Source organism: Paenibacillus sp. FSL W8-0919 (assembly GCF_038003785.1).
GTDB lineage: Bacteria > Bacillota > Bacilli > Paenibacillales > Paenibacillaceae > Paenibacillus_AQ > Paenibacillus_AQ lactis.
In genome coordinates, this window is sequence record NZ_JBBOPV010000001.1 from 4,108,171 (window position 1) to 4,132,250 (window position 24,080).

Below are 24,080 nucleotides of genomic sequence, written 5' to 3' on the forward strand. Positions count from 1 at the left end.
GAGGAGGAAGGATGGGCAATTTCGCTAAATACATGCTGCTTGCTGCCAGTGTGCTGACAGCTCTGATTATGGCCGGTTGTACGGATAAAGGACCGGAAAAGGCAGCTGGCGATGAAGGCAACGGGCCCGCCAACAGCTTCACGCCGGGAGCAGCCCTTAAGTCATCGTTCGTCAATCCGAGCGTCAAAGGCATGAAAGGCATTGCCGAGAACGATCAGCTCCAGCTGCTAGCGGACGATCAGACGGGGGCGATCGCCGTCGTGCATAAGGCAAGCGGCGAAATTTGGCACAGCAATCCCCCCGGCCATCAGTCGGATCCGCTGGCCGCGGGCGTGAACAAAAGCTTGTTGTCCTCTCAGTTGAAGCTTGACTTTTATAACAGCTTCGGACAGATAAATTCGGTCAATTCGCACGCCGACAGCGCGGCTTACAAGCAAATCGGCATGGAGGAAATCCCAAACGGCGTTCGCGTTAACTACCGGTTCGGCACGGACAAAAAAACGATTGACGACATGCCCAAAAAGATCAGCAAGTCCCGCTTTGAACAGAACCTGTTAAGCAAGCTGGACAGCGCCGGCCAGCGAACGCTGAAAATCGCGTACACGGAAGATGCCGAGCAAGGGGTGTATGTCCGGTCCGACGGCGCTCTCAAAGGTCTGCAGCTGGAGCGTGCGCTTAAAGCCTTTGAGGATGCCGGATATACCGAGGACGATTTGCTGGTGGACATCGAGGAGAACCATTTGGATCAGACCAAGCCTGAACCGCGGGTATTTCACGCCTCGATCGAATATACGCTGGACGGCGACAGTCTGATCGCCAAGCTTCCGGTTTCCAGCATCGATTTCCCCGCTGAATATCCGGTGAACACGATCTCGTTCCTGAGCTTCTTCGGTGCAGGGGGGGCGGAGGATAAAGGCTCAATCCTCGTTCCGGACGGATCTGGAGCGCTGATTCATTTTAATAACGGCAAGACGCGGTACCCTTCCTACCAGCAGAGCGTGTACGGAATGGACCGAACGATGAGCGGAATCGAAACGGCGGACAGCAGCCAGGACGTCAGGCTGCCGGTGTTCGGCATCATCCGTGAAGGCGGGGCATTTATCGGCATCATCGAGGAAGGGGCTCCGGCCGCGACGATCAATGCCGACGTCAGCGGCAGGCTTAACAGCTATAATTACGTCTACCCGACGTTCACGGTAATCAACAAAGGCGACTTAAGCCTGGATGCGAACGGCCAGCAGCGCTCGCTCCCGAAGTTCCAGGAGAATCCGATGCGAAGCGATTTTTCGGTCCGGTATGCGTTCGTGGGCAAGCAGTCGGCTTCCTATCCGGGACTCGCCGCCTATTACAGGAATTACTTGGAGCAACAGGGAGGCCTCCCGGCAATTGCCGAGAGGAATGAGGAGAATATGCCGTTCTACCTTCAGCTCGTAGGAAGCATTTATAAGAAAAAGCATTTTGCAGGAATTCCGTATCGGGCGCTGGAGCCGCTCACAACGTTCGAACAAGCGCAAAGTATTCTGACAGAGATGGGCAAGCGAGGCATCCATGACATCAAATTGAAATATAGCGGCTGGTTCAACAAAGGGCTGGATCATGAGGTTCCAGGCAGCGTCTCCGTTGATCAACAGGTAGGGGGAGAGAAGGGACTTCGGCGTCTGCTCTCCTATGCGAACGAGAATGGGGTAAAGCTGTATCCGGATGTCGCTATCCTTACCGCGTTGTCCGGTTCCGGGTTCAACGAGGCGAAGGAGGCGTCCAGAACGCTGCGAGGCATCCCCGCAGAGATCTATTCCTTCAATCCGGCGCTGAACCGGCGGGATCGGACCGGTTCGCCTGCCTATGTCATATCGCCGCGGTTGATAGGTAGCTACACGGAAGCTTTCTTAAAGGATTATGGAAAATACGGCGCAATTGGCGTTTCGCTGAGTGATCTTGCCGCCGAGCTGGACAGCGATTTTCGCAAGCATCGTCAAATTGACCGTACGGAGTCCGAGCAGTTGTCTCTGGATGCGCTGAACAAGGTTTCAGATGCCAATCTTCAGGTCATGGCTGACGGAGGAAACGCTTATGCTCTGCCTTTCTTGACCGATATCACCCATGCGCCCATGTCTAGCAGCAGCTTTAAAATCGAAGACGCGGAAATTCCGTTCTATCAAATGGTTATCCGCGGGCATATCGATTACACGGGCGCGCCTTACAACCTGTCCGCGTATACCGACGCCAAACCTTATATTTTGAAGTGTTTGGAGTACGGTGCTGGCGTGTATTTTCAATGGTTCTATGAACCTAATCACAAAATAAAGGACACAGAGCATAACGAACTGTTCTCCGCCAATTACGCGTTATGGATCGACGAGGCCGCCCGCATCTATGAGGAAGTCAATGCATTTCTGAAAAAGGTTCGCCATGAGCGGATCGTCGGGCATGACGAATTGGCTGACGGCGTGTTCAAGACGACATACGAGAGCGGCGTTTACGTCATCGTGAATTACAATCGTGCACCGGTGACGATAGACGGCGTAACCATTGAAGCCGAAAGCTATGTGACGGGTGGTGAAGCGCCATGAAATCCATAACCCAGCGATTTGGGCGAAAGCAGCGAAGCTATGGGAAACAGAAGGCATTATGGGGCATTGCTTATGTGATGCCTTGGCTGCTCGGTTTTATCTTTTTCTTCCTGATCCCTTTGCTGACTTCCCTGATTTACAGTTTTAGCACCGTAACGGCAAATTCCGAAGGAATCGGCATAACGTTTATGGGGATGAAAAATTACGTGACTGCCTTTACGGTCAACACCAGCTTTAACCGAATGCTGACCGAGGCGATCGTGAACATGGCGGTGAACGTGCCCCTGATCGTTATCTTCAGTCTGTTTCTGGCCGTCGTCCTGAATCAGAAGTTCCTTGGCCGTTCCTTTGCCCGATCGATATTCTTCCTGCCCGTCATTCTTGCTTCCGGGGTCATTCTGACCCTGGAAAGCAGCAGTCTCGTTCAGGCGATCAATGATCAGAATGCCGGTTCCGGGGGGCTGATTAACGCATTGGGAAGTTTTGAACTCGAGCGATTAATGCTTCAGGCCGGCGTAAGCGAGACGATCGTAAACTATTTAACGGGAGCCGTGGATCGTATTTATGAGATCGTAAGCCAATCCGGCGTACAGATCCTTATTTTCCTGGCAGGCATACAGACGATATCCCCCCAGCTGTACGAAGCGTCCAAGATGGAAGGAGCTACGGGTTATGAAGCCTTCTGGAAAATCACGTTTCCGATGGTCAGCCCGCTGATTCTGGTCAACATGATATATACGATTATCGACTCGTTCTCCCGAAATGAGCTGACAGACTTAATCAAGACCACGGGCTTCGTCCAATTCGATTTCGGCCTTAGCTCAGCAATGGCCTGGATTTACTTCCTGGCTATCTCCATCATCCTGTTGATCAGCACGTACTTTGTATCCAGGAAGGTCTTTTACCATGAATAGAAGAAGGTGAATGCAATGTCGGTTTCTCGGTGGCTATCGCTCGAAAGCTGGAAACGATGGCTCTGGTCTTTCATACGTTTAACATTGATCGCTGGCCTGTCCTTTGTCATTCTGTATCCGATTCTGCAAAAAATCTCGACGGCCATCAAAGACAAGGCCGATCTTTATTCACCGGTCGTCGTATGGATTCCGGAAAATTTCACAATGAGCAATTTCCTTGATGCGATCCGCATCATGGATTACTGGGAAACGCTGTTCAACACGTTTGCGCTGTCGGCGACGACGACGGTCTTGACGGCCGCTTCTTGCGCGCTGGCGGGTTACGGCTTTGCCCGTTTGAAGTTCAAAGGCAGCCAGCTTTTGTTCGCCTGTGTCGTCCTGACGATTCTCGTGCCTCCTACCACGATTCTCATCCCGATTTATTTGAATCTGAAGGATTTTACGCTGATGGGCCTGATTCCGCTCCTCACCGGCAAGTCCGTCAATCTGTTGAACAGTTATTGGCCGTTCATTTTGACTTCGCTGACCGCCAATTCGCTTAAAGCCGGTTTGTACATTTTTATTTTCCGGCAATTCTTCCGCGGCATTCCGAAGGAAGTGGAGGAGGCGGCTTATATTGACGGCGCGGGCGTCGGAACCACCTTTACCCGCATCATGATGCCGAACGCGATTCCTGCCATCATTACCACGACGTTGTTCTCCTTCGTCTGGCAGTGGAACGACAGCTTCTACACGACGACGTATCTGACTTCAAGCAAAGTCATGTCCACCCAGCTGTCATCGCTGCCGTACAACCTGTCCATTATGCTGGGCAGCGATCCGTCGAAGGCGGACCCATTTTATTTGAGCATGGTGCAGGATACCGGCATTTTGCTGGCGATCCTTCCCTTGATCGTCATCTATTTGTTCGTTCAGCGATATTTCGTGGAAAGTATCGAGCGTACGGGTATCGTAGGTTAACATTTCAAGTTGAAGACCGCCACCCCGAATCTAGGGGTTGGCGGTTTTTGTTTGCATACGAGCAACACGTAAATAACGGGATAGGAAGTAAAAAAATGTTTATTGTGGGCCGGGGCCTTTAAAGTATAATAATACAATTAATCGATAGGAAAGGGTGTTTTCTGTTGCTGATCATCGTAAAGAACTTCTCCAAAGTCATGCTAAGCGCTTTACTGTTTGGTTCAACACTGGCGTCATGTCACCAAAGCAGCGGTATCGACCACAATCGAGGGCCGGAAACACGCGGGGAGGGCGTATACAGCGATAAGTCATTACGCGCTTATCATCCGCCGATCGAAGTCACTTTTGTGAGAGAAATCGGCGACGGCTTGGAAGATATTCTGAAGGCATTGCCTGATGAAACGCTGGAGGACAATCGCTGGAGTCAGTTGTACGAACAAGTTCTGGGCATTCAAATCAAATACAAATGGGCTGTGAGAAGCGAACAATACCACAAAAAGCTGGATATTATGCTGGCTTCAGGGGACATTCCGGATATCGTCAAGGTCAATGCCCAGCAGCTCAGGCAGCTGAGCCACGCCGGACTGATTCAGGATCTGACGCAGGTTTACAAGGAATATGCTTCACCGTTGACACAGCAAGTTCACCGCCAAGAAGGGAGCGGTACCTTGGAATCCGGCATGATCGACGGCAAGCTGATGGGCATCCCGGAGACCGATTCCTCCATTGAAAAGGCGATGTTTCTGTGGATTCGAACGGATTGGCTGGACCGATTGGAGCTGTTGCCACCGAAAACGATGGATGACGTCCTGGCAATTTCGAAAGCGTTTACAGAAGGGGACCCCGACGGAAATGGCCTACAAGACACCTATGGAATAGCGGCTACCCAATATTTGTGGGACCCCGTCATGGGCTTAACCGGATTCATGGCCGGTTATGGAGCTTACCCGAACATATGGCTTGAAGATGAGAGCGGCAAGCTCGTATATGGAGGCATTCAGCCTGAAGTGAAACAGGCGCTCAAGGTGCTTCAGGATATGTATCGCCATCATGAAATCGACAGTGAATTCATTTTTAAAAACGGAAGCAAAGCCAAACAGCTTGTTGCCGATGGGAAGATCGGCATGGTCTATGGCGAGCAATGGGGAGCATTCTTGCTTCAGTCCAGCCGAGGCGGCGATCCGGATGCTGAGTGGCAAGCTTTTCCCATTGTTACTGACTCGGGCATAGCGCCAAAGGTTCCGCTTAAATTTACCACAAGTTCTTTTTACGCCGTAAGAAAGGATTTTGCTTACCCGGAAGCGATTCTCAAAATGTTCAATCTGCATCTTGAAAAAAACTGGGGCAAAACGGCAGAGTACGAGACTTACTACAACAATGTCATGCCCGTGTGGGGACTGTCTCCCGTGACTCCTTTCCCGGCGGATAAAAACCTCAAGGCGTACCGGCAAATCACCGAAGCGCGTCGTCAGGGCACGACGTCTCAGTTACAGGGCGAGCCCGGATTCATACAAGGGCGAATCGATCGATATTTGGATAAGAAAGAAGACGGCGAATCCGGCTGGGGTTGGGAGAAGATCTACGGGCCTTCCGGTGCGATGAGTATTCTCGACCAATACGAGGATAACCATCAGTTGTTGTTCGATGCTTTTGCCGGCGCGCCGACTGAAACGATGATTGAAAAACAAACGATTCTGGACAATCTTCAGCATGATTATTTTGCCAACATCATACTCGGCGAATCCATAGAACAATTCGACCGGTTCGTGGAGGAATGGTATCGGCTTGGCGGTGCTGACATTACGGCTGAAGTGAATCAGTGGCATGAGGACAAAAAAAGCCGTCCATAAAAATGTGCCGCACCCGCACGGTTGGCTTTAAAGGCCGGCAGGCGGCCGATTTACACGCATTTTCACACACATCGGAGGAGTTTAATTGCTTAAGTTACCCGTGAATTCCATTCGTAATACCATTTTTATTCGACTGGTCGCTACCTATCTCTTCGTCATTCTTCCGCTTATCATTCTCGGTGTTTATCTGTATAACTGGAGTTACCAATACGCTAGCCAGGAAGTATCCAAAAATTCGCAGGCGCAGCTTTCGGCTTACCTGGACGGGTTGAACCGGGAAATCGAATGGCTGGAAATCCAGCAATACGATATTTTGCAGGATGAGGAACTGAACAAAATGGTGCTGACATGGGATATGATGAGCACGGTCGAAAGAAAAGCAAGCCTGCATTATTTGCTGCCGCGGCTGGTCTCCATCAAAAACAGCAGTGTCTACATAAAAGACGTATTCATTCATATCCGCAGCATCGATAAAACGATTTCGGCCATGACCGCGATGAATGCATTCGACTCGAGACGGTATAACCATGTGTTTGCAGGAGAGGCGAACGGCAATCAAAGACTCTTGCAGATCGACGATACTTTCCATCTTGTGGCGGCCAAATACGGAGCTCGAAAAGGGGAAGAGCCGCTTCTGATCGTTCAGATCGAACTGGATGCGAGCAAACTCAGGGAATCCCTGATGCAAATCAGCGTATATCCGGAAAGCGGGGCTTTTATCGTCTCCGAGCCGTCCGGCTTTGCCCTGGCCAGCCATGAGGAGGCGGATCGATTCATGAAAGAGGCCGTGCAGGCCATCCAACATGCGAATCGTCAAATTCTGAACATCGGCACAGGCAGGTATTTGATCGACAAGGCGTATTCCGACAAGCTGGACCTATCCGTGTTCACGTACTTGCCCACTGAGGCGGTGAAACGGCCGTTAAGTAAATTTTATGTCTGGGCATGGCTGTTTGCAGGCACGACCCTCTTGGCGATTGCCATCTACGCAGTTTCGACGTACAAATTGGTTCATAAACCGCTGCTTCTGCTTGTCCAGAGCTTCAGAAAAATGGAGGATGGCATGTTTAATATCCGGATCAAGCACGGACAAAGGGACGAGTTCGGCTATTTGTACGATCGATTTAATCAGATGCTCATCAAGCTGCAGCATCTGATTGACCAGGATTTCAGGCACAAGCTCATGATGCAAAGGGCAGAGCTGAAACAGCTCCAATCCCAGATCAATCCCCACTTTTTATATAATAGCTTCTTCATCCTGAGCTCCCTGGCCAAAACGGGGGATGTCACGCAAATCGAGTTGTTCACGAACATGCTGGGAGAATACTTTCGATTCATTACCCGCAATGATGCGGACAACGTTCCATTGCTGGAAGAAACGAGACATTCCCGCATTTATACCGAGATTCAAAAGCTCAGATTTTCAAGGCGCATTCGCGTAGAATTCGGCGAGCTGCCGAAGGAAATGGAGGCCATCAAGGTGCCGCGATTGATCATTCAGCCCATTATCGAAAATGCCTATGAGCACAGCCTCGAAAAGATGCAGGATGAGGGCTTGCTGCGTGTGTCGTTTCATCTGGATGACCAAGAAGCTTCCATCGTGATTGAAGAGAACGGGAACGGGCTGACGGATAACGATATTGAAATGCTAAATAAGCGGCTTGAACGCACAGCCGAATCCGCCGAATCCCCTGAAGTGACGGGGCTTATCAACATCCATCGGCGAATTGCCCTGACGTACGGGGAAAGCAGCGGATTGGTCCTTTCAAGGAGTCCATTGAATGGACTGCGGGTCCAAATTCGAATCAGGCTGACGGAGGGGAATGAACATGTATAGACTGCTGGTCGTCGACGATGAAGAGATTATTACGAACAGTTTGTACGAAGTATTTCATCAGTGGATGCCCGAGAAGCTTGACGTTTGCCGGGCATACTCCGGCAAGGAAGCACTGAATTGGATGTCGCGAACAAGAATCGACATCGTCCTGACGGACATACGCATGCCGGGCATGAGCGGATTGGAATTGACGGAGAGCATCCGGGCTCTCTGGCCAAGGTGCAGAATTATCTTTCTGACCGGTTACAGCGATTTCGATTACGCCTATCAAGCGATTCAGATGCCCAATGTCCGCTATTTGTTGAAGACGGAAGGCTTCGATAAGGTCATGGAGGTCGTGAAGGAAGTCATTCATGAAATCGAGAGCGGCAATCGCATGAATGAATGGCTCATGCAGTCCCGCGTGCAGATCGAAGCGCTGGAATGGATGGAGCAGGGAGAATACTTCCGGCAATTCGTCGCGGACAGCAGCCTGCTTGGACAGGACAAGGAAGCCATGCTGAGCGATTTCCGGACCTTGAACATCGGATTGGATCCGAAACTCCCTGTGCTGCTGGCTCTTGGCCGCGTAGCATATTCAGCAGGCAAAGCGTATGCAGAAAAGAAAAACAGCCATCGCTCGGTAAGGCTGATTTGGAATTCTTTTATGGATGAGCATGTCCGAAGCATCGGAGTCCTGGACAAACATGGGGATTTATTATGGATGCTTCAGCCGCGGTCCGAGAATCCATCCGGTGATCGTCTTGTTCTTTATTTGGAAGGGACGCTTGAACTGATCCAGGAAGCCTGCCTGGATTCTCTGGGACTTGCCGTATCGTTCACCATAAGCGGCTTCCCCTGCCGGTGGGAGGATGTAACCCCTCAATATGAAAGGCTGCGGAGACTCCAGCAGTTAAAGATGGGCGATGGCATTCCGATGATCCTGAAGGATCAAGTCGACTCTTCCCAGGCGTCTCACTGCAAGGAAGGAGTGGAGACGAGCCATAAGGCAGGCGTCTTGGAAGCCCATTTGGAGGCCGGAAGGGAGAGCGAATTCATGAGTGAATTGGAGCAATTGTCGGAATTCGTGCTGAACGGAGACGATCATCATCAGCATGCTGCACAAGCCTATTATTCTATCGCTCTCGTGCTGTATGCGAAGCTGACCCGGCTTGGGCTTCAAGACCCCACCGGTGAACGGGGGAAGCTGCTGGACTTGGAAGGTCATGATTCCATGAAGGAAGCTTTTCGTTATTTGAGGCGAACGGCCGAAGATATATTCGATTTCAAGCGCATGGATGAACGAGGCAAAACGGCGCATGTCATTGATCGGGTATGCCAGTATATCGAGGAGCATCTGGATAAGGACATCACCCTTGTGCATCTAGCCGAACGCTATTTTTTTAATCCCTCCTATCTCTCGCGTTTGTTCAAGCAGGAACGGGGAATCAATCTCTCGGAATATATCGAAAAGTGCCGAATACGGAGAGCAAAGGAGCTGCTTAAGGAAGGGGATTTGAAGGTAAGGGACGTGGCGCCTCTAGTCGGATACGATGCCGCCCATTCCTTCACCCGCTTCTTCAAAAAGGCGACGGGTTTAACGCCGCAGGAGTACAGGGACCATCTTGTAAAATAAGCAGGCGACCTATCATTTGCCCGGTGTTTTCAGATGGAATGTCCGGTTGTTGTCTTGCTTACCCAAAGGTACACTTTTTACGAACAATTCCGTTCATGTCGACCCGCATTGGGACTGACCAGATCGGAATGACAGGTCACCAAGTAACGATGAAGGAGGGCGTGTTCAGGGATGAAGCCCGGAAAGCCGTTACTGGTCATATCTACCGTATTTGCTTTCGTTTGCATAATCGTTGTTTTTGCAAACCTAGCGAGTCGTGGCCAAGACGATCCAAAAATGTTTAACCAGGAGCTGAGTGACAAGATGAGTGATGAAATGAAAGCCGGCAAAACAGGAATTGAAATGAGGGACCAGGTAAGCAGCGGCAATGTTGCGAGCCGGGATGCGGACAGTACCCGCGGGGAGGCTGCGGCCGCAATCGGTAAGATTCCGCCGAACGGGAATCCGGTCGTCTCCCATAAATTCGGCGCGGATCCCTATGCGCTGGCAGTTGACGGACGTGTTTATTTATATAACACGTACGACGCATTGGAGTATGACGGTGACGGGGATGTCAAGGACAACAGCTACAGCACGATCAACAAGCTGTCCGTCATCTCTTCCTCGGACCTGGTCAACTGGACCGATCACGGAGCAATCCAGGTCGCAGGACCTACCGGCGCTGCCACATGGGCAACGCAGTCGTGGGCGCCAGCAGCCGCGCACAAGGTGATTGACGGCGAGGACCGCTTCTTCTTGTATTTTGCCAACAATGCCAGCGGCATCGGAGTTCTGACGAGCGACAGCCCTGTTGGCCCGTGGACGGATCCGATCGGAAAGCCGCTGATCACAAGAAACACGCCGGGCGTGGAAGGTGTCACGTGGCTGTTTGATCCCGCCGTGCTCGTTGACGACGACGGGAAAGCTTATATCTACTTTGGCGGCGGCATTCCGGAAGGCGAAGCCGAAATGCCGAATACGGCTCGCGTCATGCAGCTTGGCGACGATATGATCAGCGTGCTTGGCGAAGCCGTCACGATTCCGGCTCCTTATATGTTCGAGGATTCAGGGATTAACAAATTTGACGGAAAGTATTACTATACGTACTGCTCCAATTTCTCGGAAGGAACGCGGCCGGAGAACAGTCCGCCTCCCGGCGAAATCGCCTATATGGTCAGTGAGCATCCGATGGGCCCATGGACGTATCAAGGGACCATTTTGAAAAATCCCGGGCATTTCTTCGGGGTCGGAGGGAATAATCATCACGCCATCTTTCAGTTCCAACAGAACTGGTATATTGCCTATCACGCCCAAACGTTGTCAAAATCCATGGGAGTTCCGAAAGGCTATCGCTCAACCCATCTGAACCGCGTTTATTTCGAGACGGACGGTAGCATCCGGGAGATAGACGCTGACATGGAAGGCGTGAAGGGGGTCCAGCCGCACAATCCCTTCCAGCGAACGGAGGCAGTAACGATGGCATGGAATGCCGGAATTCAAGTCAATCCGTCTACTGCTGCTGAAGACTCGCAGGACAGCCCGATATTGACGGTCACGGACATCCACGACCGGGATTGGATCGCAGTGGCCAATGTTGATTTCGGAAAAGGAGCATCCGCGTTCACGGCTTGGGTCTCGGGAGTGGAAGGAGGAGGAAGCCTGGAGCTTCGGCTGGATCATCCGGAAGGAGAACGGATCGGCACAGTGAACGTACCGCCAGCATCCGGTGTGAAGCAGCGTCAGGAAATATCCATTGAAGTTTCAGGCGCATCCGGCATCCATCATCTTTACTTCGTATTTACCGGAAAGCAGGATCAGAAGTTATTTGATTTTGAAGCATGGCAATTCGAGTTGTGACGGCATATATACAGCCCGTCCATTCATAATGTGACGATGGCAAGCTAAAAAGGCGCTCGCGTATCAAGCAGCGCCTTTTTAGGTGCATCAGGTAAAAATGTACGTACAAGTTAGTGCTGGCCAGAGGCAACGGGAACCGTACGGGATCCATGCAATTTTCTATACATGTTAGCGCTTACGCCAGCATAAGTCTTGAATTTTTTATAGAACCAGTCCATATCGTTGTAACCCACCGCGTCAGCGATTTCGTATATCTTCATGTCGGTATGCGTCAGCAAGAATTTCGCTTTCTCCATTCGCTGCTGCAGCAGATATTCGTTAAACGTCATTTTCTCGTGGAACTTGAACTTCTGCACCAAGTAGGAATAGTTGAAATGCATCCGCTCGGCAATTTCTTTTAAGGTGATGTTTTGGTACATCGAATCCTTCAAGTATTCCTTGACCTCTTGAATGACCTGATCCTCCTTTTCCGCATGGACATGGGACAATCTATTATCCGGATGCCCGTCACCGGAATGGGTTGCCGGCGAGATCATCCGCAAGCAAGTGTTGAGCTCTTCGACCGTGAACGGTGCAGGCAGATAATCATGAACTTGCAGCTGCAAGGCTTTCCGGGTCCAATAAAAATCCGTGCTGCCTCCGGTAACAATGATGGGAACCTGGCTTACGGACCGGATGTTTGCGCATAACTCCATACCTTCGGAATCTGAACCGAGCGCATGGATAATCACCAAGGTGTAAGGCTCCAAAGCAATGAATTGCATGGCGGACGAGGAGGACCTGACGCAGCGGAACCGCGAGCATCTCAACTCATTCCAATCCGGCCGGATTCCCGGTGTTGCTTCATCATGGGATTCCAGATCAACAAACAGAACATCGTGCACAAAAGCTTCCCCCCAACTTCGTTGTAATAACGCTTTCATACGGTTTGATAACATTATGGGGAACGGAAACCCGAATCGCAATGTGCCGATTTTTATATTTCTAACCGATATTTACTTCTTACAGAAATATAAGGGGCCTGTGTACGCGGAAGAAACATTGGCAACCCGAGATTGGACGGGTGAACGATCCCAAATTTGGCAGGTTGTTTCAATAAAATGTAAGCGCTAATATGGAGTTATGATTTATTCGGGCCGGGTCCCATAGCGGGGGCCCTATCACTTGCTCGAAGTGGAAAGGAGGTCATGCTTTGCTTCGAATGCCTAAACGCGGCCGATGGGCGGCCACGGCAGTGGCAGCTGCGGTAGCAGCGTCCGTCGTTGTCCTGTTAATCCTGCCCCAAATGGGCAGCCGTGACAAGCCCCCCGCCGAAAGTCAGGCCCCAGGAAAACCGGGGGAAGGAGCAGCGGAGCTAACAGGGGATTCCGATGCGTCGAACGGAAAACCGAATGCCGAACCCCCTGCCGGCACTAATCAAACTGCGTCAACTGAGTCGAAGACACAACAGTCCTTAGCGCAAGATATTCCCTCGCTGCATGAACTCTTTGAGGAGGATTTTCCGATCGGCGCCGCGATCGAACCGAACCAGACGAGCGGTCCTTCATCGGAATTGCTGAAGAAGCATGTCCGCTGGCTGGTGGCGGAGAACGTCATGAAGCCGGATGCGATCCAGCCGTCGGAAGGCCAATTTATATGGACAAATGCCGACCGGATCGTGGAATTTGCCAAGGAGAACAACATGCAGGTCCGTTTCCATACGCTGGTCTGGCATACCCAAGTCGGGCCATGGTTTTTCCAAGATGCGGAAGGCAAGCCGATGGTGGATGAGACAGATCCCAAGCGACAGGAAGCGAACAAAAAATTGCTGCTTGAACGCCTGGATACCCACGTAAGGACGATCGTCGGCCGATATAAGGACGACATTACGTCTTGGGACGTAGTGAATGAAGTCATTGAACCGGGGGATCCGGACGGAATGCGCGCGAGCGAATGGTATAAAATAGCAGGTACCGATTACATCGCAACGGCATTTCGAGCTGCTCGGGAAGCCGGAGGACCCGAAGCAAAGCTATATATTAACGATTACGGCACGGATAACCCTGTGAAAAGGGACCTTTTGTTTCAGCTGGTGAAAGATTTGCTGGAGCAAGGTGTTCCGATCGACGGGGTTGGACATCAGACGCATATTGACATTTATGGTCCATCGGTGGATTCCATCATCGCCTCGATGCGAAAATTCGCGGAGCTGGGCCTCGACAATCTCGTCACCGAGCTCGATATGAGCATTTATGCGTGGAATGACCGCAGTGATTACGGCCAAGATCTCCCGCAAGAAATCCTGAACCTGCAAGCCGATCGGTATGGCGAGCTATTCAAAGCATTCCGTCAAAACAAGGACATCCTCAGCGGCGTCGTTTTTTGGGGCATCGCCGACGACCATACCTGGCTTCATGGTTTTCCGGTCGCACGTACCAATGCGCCTTTGCTGTTCGACCGACAGCATCAGCCCAAACCGGCGTTTTGGGCCGTTGTTAAGGCGGCTAGGACGGAGTGATAAACGGACGTCTCCGTATAGCCGGGCTAACATTTATGGATTTAATGCCCATAGCTTTATGTCGCTTACGAAATAACGTTGATAAGGAGAGACCGAGTGATGAGAAGAAGCATGGAAAGGCTGCCCAAGCTCCATGAAGCTTACGGCAATAGTTTCAAGATCGGCGCTGCCGTGAATCCAATTACGATGGTGACCCAAAAGGAATTGTTGTCACACCACTTCAACAGCGTTACGGCAGAAAATGAAATGAAATTCGAGCGATTGCACCCATCGGAAGAGGTGTATACATTCGAGCAAGCCGACCAGATCGTATCGTTTGCCAAATCGAACGGAATGTCGGTGAGAGGACATACCCTCGTATGGCATAATCAGACGCCGGAATGGGTGTTTCAAGACAGTTCCGGTGGGACAGCCGGCCGCGAGCTGCTGCTCGCTCGGATGAAATCGCACATCGATGAGGTCGTTGGCCGTTATCGCGGAGATATCTATGCTTGGGATGTCGTAAACGAAGCCATTGCCGACAGTGGAAGCGATCTGCTTCGTTCCTCCCCGTGGCTTGCGTCGATCGGGGAGGATTTTATCGCCAAGGCTTTCGAATATGCGCACGAAGCAGACCCGCAAGCGCTGCTGTTTTATAACGATTACAACGAATCCGTGCCCGAGAAGCGGGAGAAGATTTACACGCTCCTTAAATCGTTAAAGGAGCAGGATGTGCCGATTCACGGCGTCGGGCTTCAGGCCCATTGGAATTTGGAGTTTCCATCGCTTGACGATATCCGCAGGGCAATCGAAAGGTATGCAAGCCTTGGCATGATCTTGCATATCACGGAGCTTGACGTATCCGTATTCGCGCATGAGGATAAGCGGACCGATCTGGCGGCGCCGACCGAAGAAATGCTTGAGCGCCAGGCGGAGCGTTACGGTCAATTGTTCCGTCTGCTTAAAGAGTACAGCGGCAGCGTCACTTCCGTGACCTTCTGGGGAGCGGCGGACGATTATACCTGGCTGGATCATTTTCCGGTAAGGGGCCGCAAAAATTGGCCGTTCGTCTTCGACGAGAACCATCTTCCGAAGGAATCCTATTGGAACCTGTTGAAGGAAGCCAATCCCGAAAGAACATTCCAAGAGATACGTTCGTAAGTCGTATTTCGGCTGTCGCCATAGGTTGAAAGGGGAATCCATCAGATGAACAAGACGCAGGTCACGAATCCGATCATTTGGGCGGACGTGCCGGATGTGGATGCCATCCGTGTAGGGAACGCCTATTATATGGTCAGTACGAGCATGCATTCGATGCCGGGCTGCCCGATCATGAGGTCCGAGGATCTGATGCATTGGGAAGTCGTTAGTTACGTATACGATACGTTCGAAGACAACGAGGCCCATCGTTTGGAAGGCGGCAAGAATATCTACGGGCAAGGCTCTTGGGCGGCAAGCCTGCGCCATCACCGGGGGACATTCTATGTTTGCTTCTCCAGCAACGATACCAGGAAATTTTACGTGTACCGCACAGATAATATCGTTCAGGGGCCGTGGCAGCGTTCCGTCATCGATGGACTACGGCATGATCCGGGCCTGCTTTTTGATGATGACCGGGTGTTCGTGATCTACGGCAACGGGGATATTTACATTACCGAGCTGACTGCCGATGCAGCGGCCCTTAAGTCGGACGGAATTCATCAGCGGCTCTTTGAAACGGAAACGGAGGGCATCGGATTGCGCTGCGAAGGCTGCCATGCCTATCGAATCAACGGTTACTATTATTTACTGTTCATTGAATGGCCGAAGGCAGGGTTCGGCAACGGCCGGCGCAGACAAATCTGTTACCGGTCACGGGAACTGCTCGGCCCTTATGAACGAAGAATCGTATTGGATGATGATCTCGGCTACCATAACAAGGGAATCGCCCAAGGCGGGATGTTCGATACGCCGGATGGCAAGTGGTACGCGATGCTGTTCCAGGATCATGATGCCGTCGGGAGAATCCCTTGCCTGGTCCCGGTAGCCTGGGAGGAGGATTGGCCCGTGTTCGGCATCGAAGGCAAGGTGCCGGAACGGTTTGAGGTCGACTTGCCGCAAGCCGTTGTGAAGCCGCTCGTGATCAGCGATGAATTCGAATACGAATCGAATAAGCTGGCTCTGAATTGGCAATGGAACCACAACCCGGATCATCGGTTATGGTCCGTGACCGAACGTCCCGGTTTCCTAAGGCTGACAACAGGAAGCCTGGCACCGGCTGGCGTGCTGCAGGCCCGGAATACGCTGACGCAGCGCACGGAAGGGCCGGCATGCACGGGGACTGTCTTATTGGACACGGAGCATATGAAGCCCGGCGATCATGCAGGGCTTGTTGCCCTACAAAGCCATTTCGGCACCGTCGGCGTCAAGGTCGCGGAGAACGGCCACAAGTTCATTGCGATGAGCGTGAACGATGGGAGCGGCAGGGAGAAGGAGCTGGAAACGATTCGGTATCGCGGCAGTGAAGTGCATTTGAGAATTGATTTTGATTTTGAGAACAGCAAAGATGTGGCCTCCTTTCATTATTCTGTCGATGGGGCCGAATGGATGCAGATCGGCGGTGAGCTGAACATGCGGTATACCTTGGATCACTTTATGGGTTATCGCATCGGGCTTTATTATTATGCGACCAGGCATACCGGCGGCCATGCCGACTTCGATTATTTTCGTTACGAAAAAGCCGAGCGTTAGAGCGCGTAACCGAAGTGAAGAGGAGTTGATCGATGTATGAAAAGAACAGGATGGACGCTCAAGCTGTTATTGGCCGCGCTGCTCCTGCTGCCAGCTACGCTGGGCCTCCATAATGGCGCAGCCGACGCATGGTCGGGCATGCCGATGTCCAAGCTTCGCGTCAGCGGCAACCAGCTGGTAAACAGCGAGGGGCAGCCCGTTGTCCTCAGCGGGTGGCACCAGCCCGGGGGCTCGTACTGGACGTATCAGGGAAGCGATTACTACCTGAACCGTAGCGGAGGGAATCGCCATGCTGCCATTTTGGCGTATTTAAAGGATATTACCGACACATTTTCCGATACCTCTCCGAAGTACGGCAACAGTCACGGCTGGTATATGAACCAGGTCAGGCTCTTTATCGACCGTGAAGACATGGGCGACGTGGCGGCCGGAACGTATAATTTTGCCGGTCTCCAGTCCTTTACGCAGAACGTCGTGGTGCCTTATATCCAGTATGCAAAGACCAAGGGAATCTACGTTACGCTAGGCCTCGACTTCACGCTCCAGGATAATCAGGCAACGACGCAAGCCAATCTCGAGAAATTTAATCAAATCTGGGGATATCTTGCGGCACAGCCTGCGATCAAAAGCGCGGACAACGTCATGTTCGAGATCATCAATGAACCGGTGCTGTCTTATGCGAACGGTCGCTGGGGAGGACATCCGTCCGACCCCGAATTTCCGGCGTTTTGGGACTCGCTGCGCAATTTTCAAAATTCCATCATTTCCACGATCCGCAGTCAAGGGGCAGATAACGTGATATGGGCCGCCGGCCTTGGATGGGATCAATATTATCAGTTATGCGCCACGCGTCCGCTAACCGATCCGCTGAACAACATCGGATATGCCGTGCATTGGTACCCGGGCTACGGAGCAAAGGATAACGGCTCGATACTCCAGCAGCAATGGGATACCAACATTAAGCCCTGCGCGGACAACTATCCGATCAATATTACGGAAACGACCTGGTTCAAACGGCTGCCGGGAGACTCGGAGTACTGGGAGCTGTTCAACGGCTCGAATGAAGGCTTCGGCAAAAACACCAAGGCCATATTTACGGCAGCCGGGAACGTCAGCATCGCAGTCCACATGAACGGTTTTCTTCTGCAGCCGGGGGCAAGAAGCACGTTTGCCGATCCGACGGCAGGGCTGCTCTTCGACGGCGATCCGGCACGGGACGGCATGGCCCGCTTCATCTTCGAATGGTATTACGAACGTGCGCAGCTTCATCCATGGAACGGCATATGGAACGGTATTTTATCGGGAGAAACCTATAAAATCGTGAACCGTGCCTCAGGGAAGGTGATCGACGTCCCGGGCGGACAAAACAGCAATTCGCTGCAGCTGCAGCAATGGCCGGACAATAACGCCACGGCCCAGCGATGGGTTGCGGACGATATGGGAGCATACAACAATGTATACCGGCTTCGCAGCGTCAGTTCGAGCGACGGCAAGGTGATGGATGTTAGAAACGGTTCCACAAACAACGGGGAAGCAATACAGCTCATGCAGGATTATGGGAATCAAGCACAGCGATTCCGTCTGATCAAGCTAAGCAACGGATACTGGAGCATCCTTAACGCGAACAGCAATAAAGCCGTCGAAGTGGCGGATGGTTCGTCCGCGGACGGAGCGAAGCTCCAGCAGAATCCTTATCGAGGGGATTTGCATCAGCAATGGCAGTTGATCAACGTAAATTGACGCTGCCGTACAGGTGGAGAGCGGCAAGGTGAGGAGGATGAAGAACGATGGCAGGCCATTTCACGCCAGCGGGAAATGAAACGGAAGGTCCAGTGGCGCCGCAGGATCCTGCAGTCAAACGCCGCGGACTGTACATCCTGTATGAGACGATCATCGAAGCGACGACTCGTCCCGATGGGAAGTACACGCAAGAGATATACCTGGACGGGAGTCAGCTCGTCGATAAAGCCCGATTTACCGGGGGTGTGACGGATGAAGCCATTCTTGAGCTGCTAAAGAGCAGCAGGGGTCTTCGCCGGCTGGTGGACAGTATCGGAATATCCGTTCATGCGCATGAACGGGACGTATCGAGCGTTCTGTTCACATTTTGGAATTGGGGAAATGCGAATCCATACGAAACGGGATCCCGGCAGAGTATAACCTGTCCAGCGAACGGCACGGAAACGCTCCTGGTTCTGGATAACGACGAAGATCGATATCCGGATGACGATGTTCCAGGCAAATTCGTCTTCGAGTTTGAACGAGAGGGCGTGTTGGCAACGGTCAGCATCGTATTCTATCTTCGTGACGGTTACCAAATCCCCGAGGCTGCAGTCGACCCCCCGGTCGATGTGGAATCACAAGCATATCAAGACATGATTAAGAAATCGCTCATAAGCCCGGGTCATAACAAACGATTAAAGGCGGCAATCGAAAAAGCGAAGCGGGGCGAGCCCGTAACCATCGCCTACATCGGCGGTTCCATTACCCAAGGGGCCGGCGCTGTCCCCCTCCATTCTCAATGCTACGCATACCAATCCTATGACCTGTTCAAGCGAAGGTTTGCACCCGCCGGCGACAGCCCGATTCGTCTTGTCAAAGCTGGCGTAGGCGGTACGCCGTCTGAGCTCGGCATCGTCCGCTATGATCGGGATGTGCTTCGAGAAGGGGAGGTACGGCCGGATATCGTGATCGTTGAGTTTGCCGTCAACGACGCAGGCGACGAAACGAAAGGAAATTGTTACGAGAGCCTGGTACTCAAGGCTCTTTGCGCCGATCACAAACCCGCGGTGATTTTGCTGTTCAGCGTATTCGTGAACGACTGGAATCTTCAAGACCGTCTGGCCCCGGTCGGTTGGCATTACAATCTTCCGATGGTCAGCGTGAAGGATGCGGTCACGGAGCAGTTCCGATGGACCAAGGAGCAAGGGAACGTGATTACGAAAAGACAGTTTTTCTACGACATTTATCATCCAACCAATGCTGGCCATCGGGTGATGGCCGATTGTTTGGACTGGTTATTCGAAGTAACCGATCGTTCCTCCCTCGACGAGGAGGACCTGACGGATGAACAGCCTCCGCTGATCGGAAATGACTTCGCTTTAACGAAGCTGCTCGATCGCAGGAATGGCGATCGCATCGCCCGCATTGATCCTGGCGGTTTTTCGGACACCGACACGGATCTGCAAATGGCGGAGCTGGACGATCATGCATACGGGACGCCGCAATTTCCGCACAACTGGATGCACACGGCCGATTCCGGCGAGCACAGCTTTAAGATGACTATCCGGAGCAAGCGTCTTATCCTTGTTTATAAAGATTCGGGAAGCCGGGCATTCGGGACCGCGAAGATATGGGTAGACGGGAAGCTGAAGAAGACCGCCGATCCGCATGAAGTCAATTGGACGCACTGCAGCGCCGTGATTTTGTACAATGAGTCGAAGTCAGGAGAACATGAAGTAGAGATCCAGATGGCGGAAGGCCACGAGGATAAGCGATTTACGATCCTGGGCTTCGGTTACGTCCCATAGAATTGCATTAGATAGCTTCACGCTCCATGGGTAAGCTTGATTGGACATCAAGCGGCGCTCAATCAAAAAGATGAAGGGGAGAGGAAGATGAAGGAGACGGCACCGGCTGGATACGACGTTCCGCGGGAGATCGCCAGGGGGAAAATCGAAACGGTGGAATATGCATCCGAAACGGTAGGCAATGATCGAAAGGCGATGATTTACACGCCTCCGGGATATGCGGAAGACAACGTGTACAACGTTCTTTATTTGCTGCATGGCATCGGAGGTGATGAATCGGAATGGCACCGTCATGGCGATCCGCAGACGATTCTAGATAATCTATATGCGGACGGGAAACTCGCGCCCATGGTCGTCGTGTTTCCAAATGGCCGTGCGATGCCGAATGATCGGGCGGAAGGGGACCTGTTTGCTCCTGACAAAATAAAAGCGTTCGAGACGTTCGAAATCGATCTGCTAAGCGATCTGATTCCCTTTATCGAGTCGCGATACTCGGTATCGACAGGCCGGGAAAACCGTGCGATTGCGGGGCTGTCCATGGGCGGGGGGCAATCCCTGAATATCGGCTTGAAGCATCTTGACCGCTTCGCATGGATTGGCGCTTTTTCCCCGGCTCCGAATACGAAATCTCCGGAGCAGCTCGTCCCGAATCCGGAAGAAACGTCGGCACGGCTCAAATTGCTGTGGCTGTCATGCGGCAACGAGGACAATCTGAAGCAGATAAGCGACCGGACGCACGCGTATTTGTCGGAGCATCGGGTTCCTCACGTTTGGTATGAGGAAAGCGGTGGACACGATTGGCCCGTATGGAAGAACGATTTGTATCATTTTTCCCAGCTCATTTTTAAAGATAACTGATGTTGAAGGAAGCCTTGCGCCATTTTGGCCGGGCTTTTTACTTTCAGCCAAAAACGAAAGGGTAAAATCATGACGTTATTGCCGAAGGACATTGTGTCCATTTTGGACCAAAACGGTATAAAAGCTGCTGATCTCCTGCACGGGATGGAGTGTGACCGGCTGCCGGACGGCGGTTTTTCAGAAAGCTATCTCGTATTGTCCCGAAAACACCTCCACATCTTTTGCGGCAGCGGCGTTACGAAGGAGAAGACGTTTTCGGGTTATGCAGCCGGCCGGCGCAAAGCTGCCGGCAAGCCGGAGCAAGAGGGTTCCGGCGATTGGGCTTGGGAACGCATTCCCCTCGAACGACTCGAAGCCTTGACCATCGTTAATCTGGTCGCTTCCGGCATGGTCGTTGCCAAGGAGAAGGAGGAGCGAGTGATCGGTGCATTCACAAACGGTCATATGAATCAGGCCGTCCGGTTTGCGCAAGCCTTCGATAAATTGAAGAACAACGAGCCGTTTGAAGCCTTCGAAATTGACGGAAAATCGGACGGGGCCTCATGCCCGACATGCGGATTGATGTACCCCGAAGAAGGCAGGCCATTCTGTCCGAAATGCATGAAGCGGCATGCGGTATTCGCACGTTTGCTGTCATTTGCGGGCAAGTATAGGCTGTCCATCTTTTTTATCGTGTTGTTTATGCTGCTGAACTCGGCGACCGGTCTCGTCATTCCTTATTTCCAGGGCACCGTGCTGTTTGACCAGGCGCTTGCCGGCAATGGCGCTTTTGCGGGGCGGATCGGTCTGGTCATCGTGATCATTCTCGCATTCCGAACGCTGTCGCTGTTGTTCGGCATCTTGTTCGGCACCATCATCGCAAAGCTGGCGGCAAAGGTTGCCTTCGATTTGAAAGCGGCGGTATTTACCTCGTTACAGCGGTTGTCGCTCGATTTTTTTATGCGAAGGCAGACCGGCCAACTTATGACTCGCGTGAACAACGATGCACAGGAATTGCAATATTTTTTCGTCGACGGGCTCTCCTACTTCATCGTGAATGCGATGAATATAATCGGCATCATTGCCGTGCTCCTGTGGATGGATTGGCGGCTTACGCTGATCTGCCTGCTGCCAATGCCGCTGGTCTTCTGGCTTGTCCGGACTGCGTTCCCGAAGCTGTGGCGCTTGTCATGGCGGAGGCACCGCAAGGTAAGCGCTCTGAATTCGATCATCAGCGATTCGGTTCGCGGCTCGCGAGTCGTCAAGGCATTCGGTAAAGAACAGGTAGAGATCGGCCGCTTTCAGCAGGCAAACGATGCATTCTCCGGAGCCGAGCAGCGCTTTAATAAATGGAGCGGAACCGTGTTTCCGATTCTCAATTTTCTAACGCAGGCGGGCGGAATATTGATCTGGGCGTTCGGCGGTTGGTACGTGATGCAAGGCCGGATGTCTTTTGGCTCAGTGCTTACGTTCGTCAACTATATGATGATGCTGTACGGGCCGATTCAGTTCATGAATATTATCGGCTGGTGGTCCAATTGCATGGCGGCTGCGCAGCGTATCTTCGAGATCCAGGACGCCGTACCTAGCGTAGCAGAGCGTCCCGGAGCCGTTTCATTAGTGACAATGAAAGGCGACATCGAGATCGACAACGTTTCGTTCGGCTATGAGCCGAACAAACCGATTTTGAAGCAGGTGTCCCTGCGCGCGAGACCCGGGCAAATGATCGGCGTCGTCGGCCATTCAGGGGCTGGGAAGTCGACGCTGGTCAATCTCGTGTCACGATTGTACGACGTAACCGCGGGAGAGATCCGGATCGACGGCGTCAATGTCAAGGAGCTTTCGGTTGCTTCACTGCGTCGTCATATCGGCATCGTCTCTCAGGATATCTATGTATTTACTGGCACCATCGCAGAAAATATCGCGTACGCCGATCCCGATTGCCAGATGGAGGACATTCTGCATGCGGCCAAAATCGCGAACGCGCACGATTTTATTCAAAAGCTGCCGGACGGCTACGATACGGAGATCGGCTCGGGCGGCTACAGCTTGTCCGGCGGGGAGAAGCAGCGGCTGTCGATCGCGCGGGCCGTGCTGCACAACCCGAAGGTGCTCATTCTCGACGAGGCAACCGCTTCGCTTGATACCGAGACGGAGCTGCAAATCCAGGAGGCGCTCGATTCGCTCGTCAAAGGACGGACGACGATCGCGATCGCCCACCGGCTGTCCACGCTAAGGCAAGCCGATTATCTGGTCGTGATGGACAAGGGCGCCGTCGTTGAAGCGGGCACGCATGACCAGCTGATGGCGAGAGAGGGCATCTATCGGGAGCTTGTTCGCAAACATGATGAAGCGCTTAAAATGAAAGGGGAAATCATCGCATGAGGATTGAAGAGCACCGGGGAATGGAACTGGCGGATGCCGCGGGCATCCGATATTTGACACCGAGCAATTCGGAATTTGCGGAGACGACGGGCCATCTGCTGTCCGTCTGGACCAAAGGCGAGGTGCACTCGCCGGTTTACGTTCATTGTTCCTTCCCGCATACGAACCAGCGTTCTTTCTTGTCGATTCGAACGGCGGACAACAAGGAGATCGGTTTGATCCGCTATCTTGACGATTTTCCACAAAGCACGGCTTCTATCATTGAAAGGCAGCTGAAGATCCGTTATTTTACGCCGGAAATTACCAAGGTGATTGCCGTAAGCGAGGAGTTCGGCTATTCCTATTGGGAAGTTGAAACGACTGCCGGACGGTGCCGGTTCACGGTGCGGAACGGCAGCGGCAGCGTCAAGTTTGCAGCGGAGAACCGCCTGCTGATCATCGACGTCGACGGTAACCGGTTCGTCATCCCGCACGTGGATCAGCTTAGCGACAAGGAATACCGCATGATCGAAACGAGATTGTAGACGGCGGCAACGGAGG

The 24,080-nt window shown here is 52.4% G+C and carries 16 protein-coding genes; 15 read left to right on the plus strand and 1 reads right to left on the minus strand.

Features of this window, described 5'->3' with window-relative positions; genetic code table 11:
* Positions 1-11 precede the first annotated feature (11 nt).
* The 7 genes from NST44_RS18705 (at position 12) to NST44_RS18735 (ending at position 11,582) form a co-directional block, all read left to right on the plus strand.
* A complete protein-coding gene (locus tag NST44_RS18705; RefSeq protein ID WP_007130190.1) occupies positions 12-2,570 on the plus strand; it encodes a DUF5696 domain-containing protein in 2,559 nt (852 codons plus the stop codon).
* Positions 2,567-3,484: a carbohydrate ABC transporter permease gene (locus tag NST44_RS18710; RefSeq protein ID WP_007130189.1), complete on the plus strand. Its 918-nt coding sequence runs from the start codon at positions 2,567-2,569 to the stop codon at positions 3,482-3,484. Before NST44_RS18705 ends, NST44_RS18710 begins: the two co-directional genes overlap by 4 nt.
* Positions 3,485-3,499: 15 nt before the next feature.
* Complete coding sequence (locus NST44_RS18715; RefSeq protein ID WP_210095195.1) at positions 3,500-4,444, plus strand: carbohydrate ABC transporter permease; 945 nt, start codon at positions 3,500-3,502, stop codon at positions 4,442-4,444.
* A 164-nt stretch (positions 4,445-4,608) separates the two neighbouring features.
* A complete protein-coding gene (locus tag NST44_RS18720; protein ID WP_007130187.1) occupies positions 4,609-6,294 on the plus strand; it encodes an extracellular solute-binding protein in 1,686 nt (561 codons plus the stop codon).
* Between the two features lie 85 nt (positions 6,295-6,379).
* Positions 6,380-8,131: a sensor histidine kinase gene (locus NST44_RS18725; protein WP_210095194.1), complete on the plus strand. Its 1,752-nt coding sequence runs from the start codon at positions 6,380-6,382 to the stop codon at positions 8,129-8,131.
* On the plus strand, positions 8,124-9,746 hold the full coding sequence (locus tag NST44_RS18730) for a response regulator (RefSeq protein WP_007130185.1): 1,623 nt from the start codon (positions 8,124-8,126) through the stop codon (positions 9,744-9,746). The genes NST44_RS18725 and NST44_RS18730 overlap by 8 nt, the downstream gene beginning before the upstream one ends.
* Positions 9,747-9,917: 171 nt before the next feature.
* Positions 9,918-11,582 (plus strand): glycoside hydrolase family 43 protein, encoded by a 1,665-nt coding sequence (locus NST44_RS18735; protein ID WP_007130184.1) that lies wholly within the window; start codon positions 9,918-9,920, stop codon positions 11,580-11,582.
* A 110-nt stretch (positions 11,583-11,692) separates the two neighbouring features.
* Here NST44_RS18735 and NST44_RS18740 read toward each other — a convergent pair whose 3' ends face one another.
* Positions 11,693-12,466, minus strand: coding sequence for a helix-turn-helix domain-containing protein (locus NST44_RS18740; protein WP_007130183.1), 774 nt, complete (start codon positions 12,464-12,466; stop codon positions 11,693-11,695).
* Positions 12,467-12,774: 308 nt separating this feature from the next.
* Here NST44_RS18740 and NST44_RS18745 point away from each other — a divergent pair, with 308 nt between their 5' ends.
* From NST44_RS18745 to NST44_RS18780, 8 genes are all read left to right on the plus strand, one after another.
* Entirely contained in the window at positions 12,775-14,079 is a 1,305-nt protein-coding gene (locus tag NST44_RS18745) for an endo-1,4-beta-xylanase (protein ID WP_007130182.1), read from the plus strand.
* A 99-nt stretch (positions 14,080-14,178) separates the two neighbouring features.
* Positions 14,179-15,219 carry an endo-1,4-beta-xylanase gene (locus NST44_RS18750; protein WP_340900366.1) on the plus strand — a complete coding sequence of 347 codons (1,041 nt, stop codon included), beginning with the start codon at positions 14,179-14,181 and terminating at the stop codon, positions 15,217-15,219.
* 45 nt (positions 15,220-15,264) lie between these two features.
* Entirely contained in the window at positions 15,265-16,788 is a 1,524-nt protein-coding gene (locus NST44_RS18755; RefSeq protein WP_340900367.1) for a glycoside hydrolase family 43 protein, read from the plus strand.
* 36 nt (positions 16,789-16,824) lie between these two features.
* Positions 16,825-18,528, plus strand: coding sequence for an RICIN domain-containing protein (locus NST44_RS18760; RefSeq protein WP_251534520.1), 1,704 nt, complete (start codon positions 16,825-16,827; stop codon positions 18,526-18,528).
* A gap of 47 nt (positions 18,529-18,575) precedes the next feature.
* Positions 18,576-20,318: an SGNH/GDSL hydrolase family protein gene (locus tag NST44_RS18765; protein ID WP_340900372.1), complete on the plus strand. Its 1,743-nt coding sequence runs from the start codon at positions 18,576-18,578 to the stop codon at positions 20,316-20,318.
* An 87-nt stretch (positions 20,319-20,405) separates the two neighbouring features.
* A complete protein-coding gene (locus tag NST44_RS18770; protein WP_340900374.1) occupies positions 20,406-21,176 on the plus strand; it encodes an alpha/beta hydrolase in 771 nt (256 codons plus the stop codon).
* Between the two features lie 69 nt (positions 21,177-21,245).
* Complete coding sequence (locus NST44_RS18775; RefSeq protein ID WP_340900376.1) at positions 21,246-23,540, plus strand: ABC transporter ATP-binding protein; 2,295 nt, start codon at positions 21,246-21,248, stop codon at positions 23,538-23,540.
* Positions 23,537-24,064, plus strand: coding sequence for a DUF1854 domain-containing protein (locus NST44_RS18780; protein WP_007130175.1), 528 nt, complete (start codon positions 23,537-23,539; stop codon positions 24,062-24,064). Before NST44_RS18775 ends, NST44_RS18780 begins: the two co-directional genes overlap by 4 nt.
* Positions 24,065-24,080 lie beyond the last annotated feature (16 nt).

Coding starts and splice junctions, on each gene's coding strand:
- NST44_RS18705 (WP_007130190.1), top strand. CDS start 12: ATGGGCAATTTCGCTAAATACATGCTGCTTGCTGCCAGTGTGCTGACA.
- NST44_RS18710 (WP_007130189.1), top strand. CDS start 2,567: ATGAAATCCATAACCCAGCGATTTGGGCGAAAGCAGCGAAGCTATGGG.
- NST44_RS18715 (WP_210095195.1), top strand. CDS start 3,500: ATGTCGGTTTCTCGGTGGCTATCGCTCGAAAGCTGGAAACGATGGCTC.
- NST44_RS18730 (WP_007130185.1), top strand. CDS start 8,124: ATGTATAGACTGCTGGTCGTCGACGATGAAGAGATTATTACGAACAGT.
- NST44_RS18735 (WP_007130184.1), top strand. CDS start 9,918: ATGAAGCCCGGAAAGCCGTTACTGGTCATATCTACCGTATTTGCTTTC.
- NST44_RS18750 (WP_340900366.1), top strand. CDS start 14,179: ATGAGAAGAAGCATGGAAAGGCTGCCCAAGCTCCATGAAGCTTACGGC.
- NST44_RS18755 (WP_340900367.1), top strand. CDS start 15,265: ATGAACAAGACGCAGGTCACGAATCCGATCATTTGGGCGGACGTGCCG.
- NST44_RS18760 (WP_251534520.1), top strand. CDS start 16,825: ATGAAAAGAACAGGATGGACGCTCAAGCTGTTATTGGCCGCGCTGCTC.
- NST44_RS18765 (WP_340900372.1), top strand. CDS start 18,576: ATGGCAGGCCATTTCACGCCAGCGGGAAATGAAACGGAAGGTCCAGTG.
- NST44_RS18770 (WP_340900374.1), top strand. CDS start 20,406: ATGAAGGAGACGGCACCGGCTGGATACGACGTTCCGCGGGAGATCGCC.
- NST44_RS18775 (WP_340900376.1), top strand. CDS start 21,246: ATGACGTTATTGCCGAAGGACATTGTGTCCATTTTGGACCAAAACGGT.
- NST44_RS18780 (WP_007130175.1), top strand. CDS start 23,537: ATGAGGATTGAAGAGCACCGGGGAATGGAACTGGCGGATGCCGCGGGC.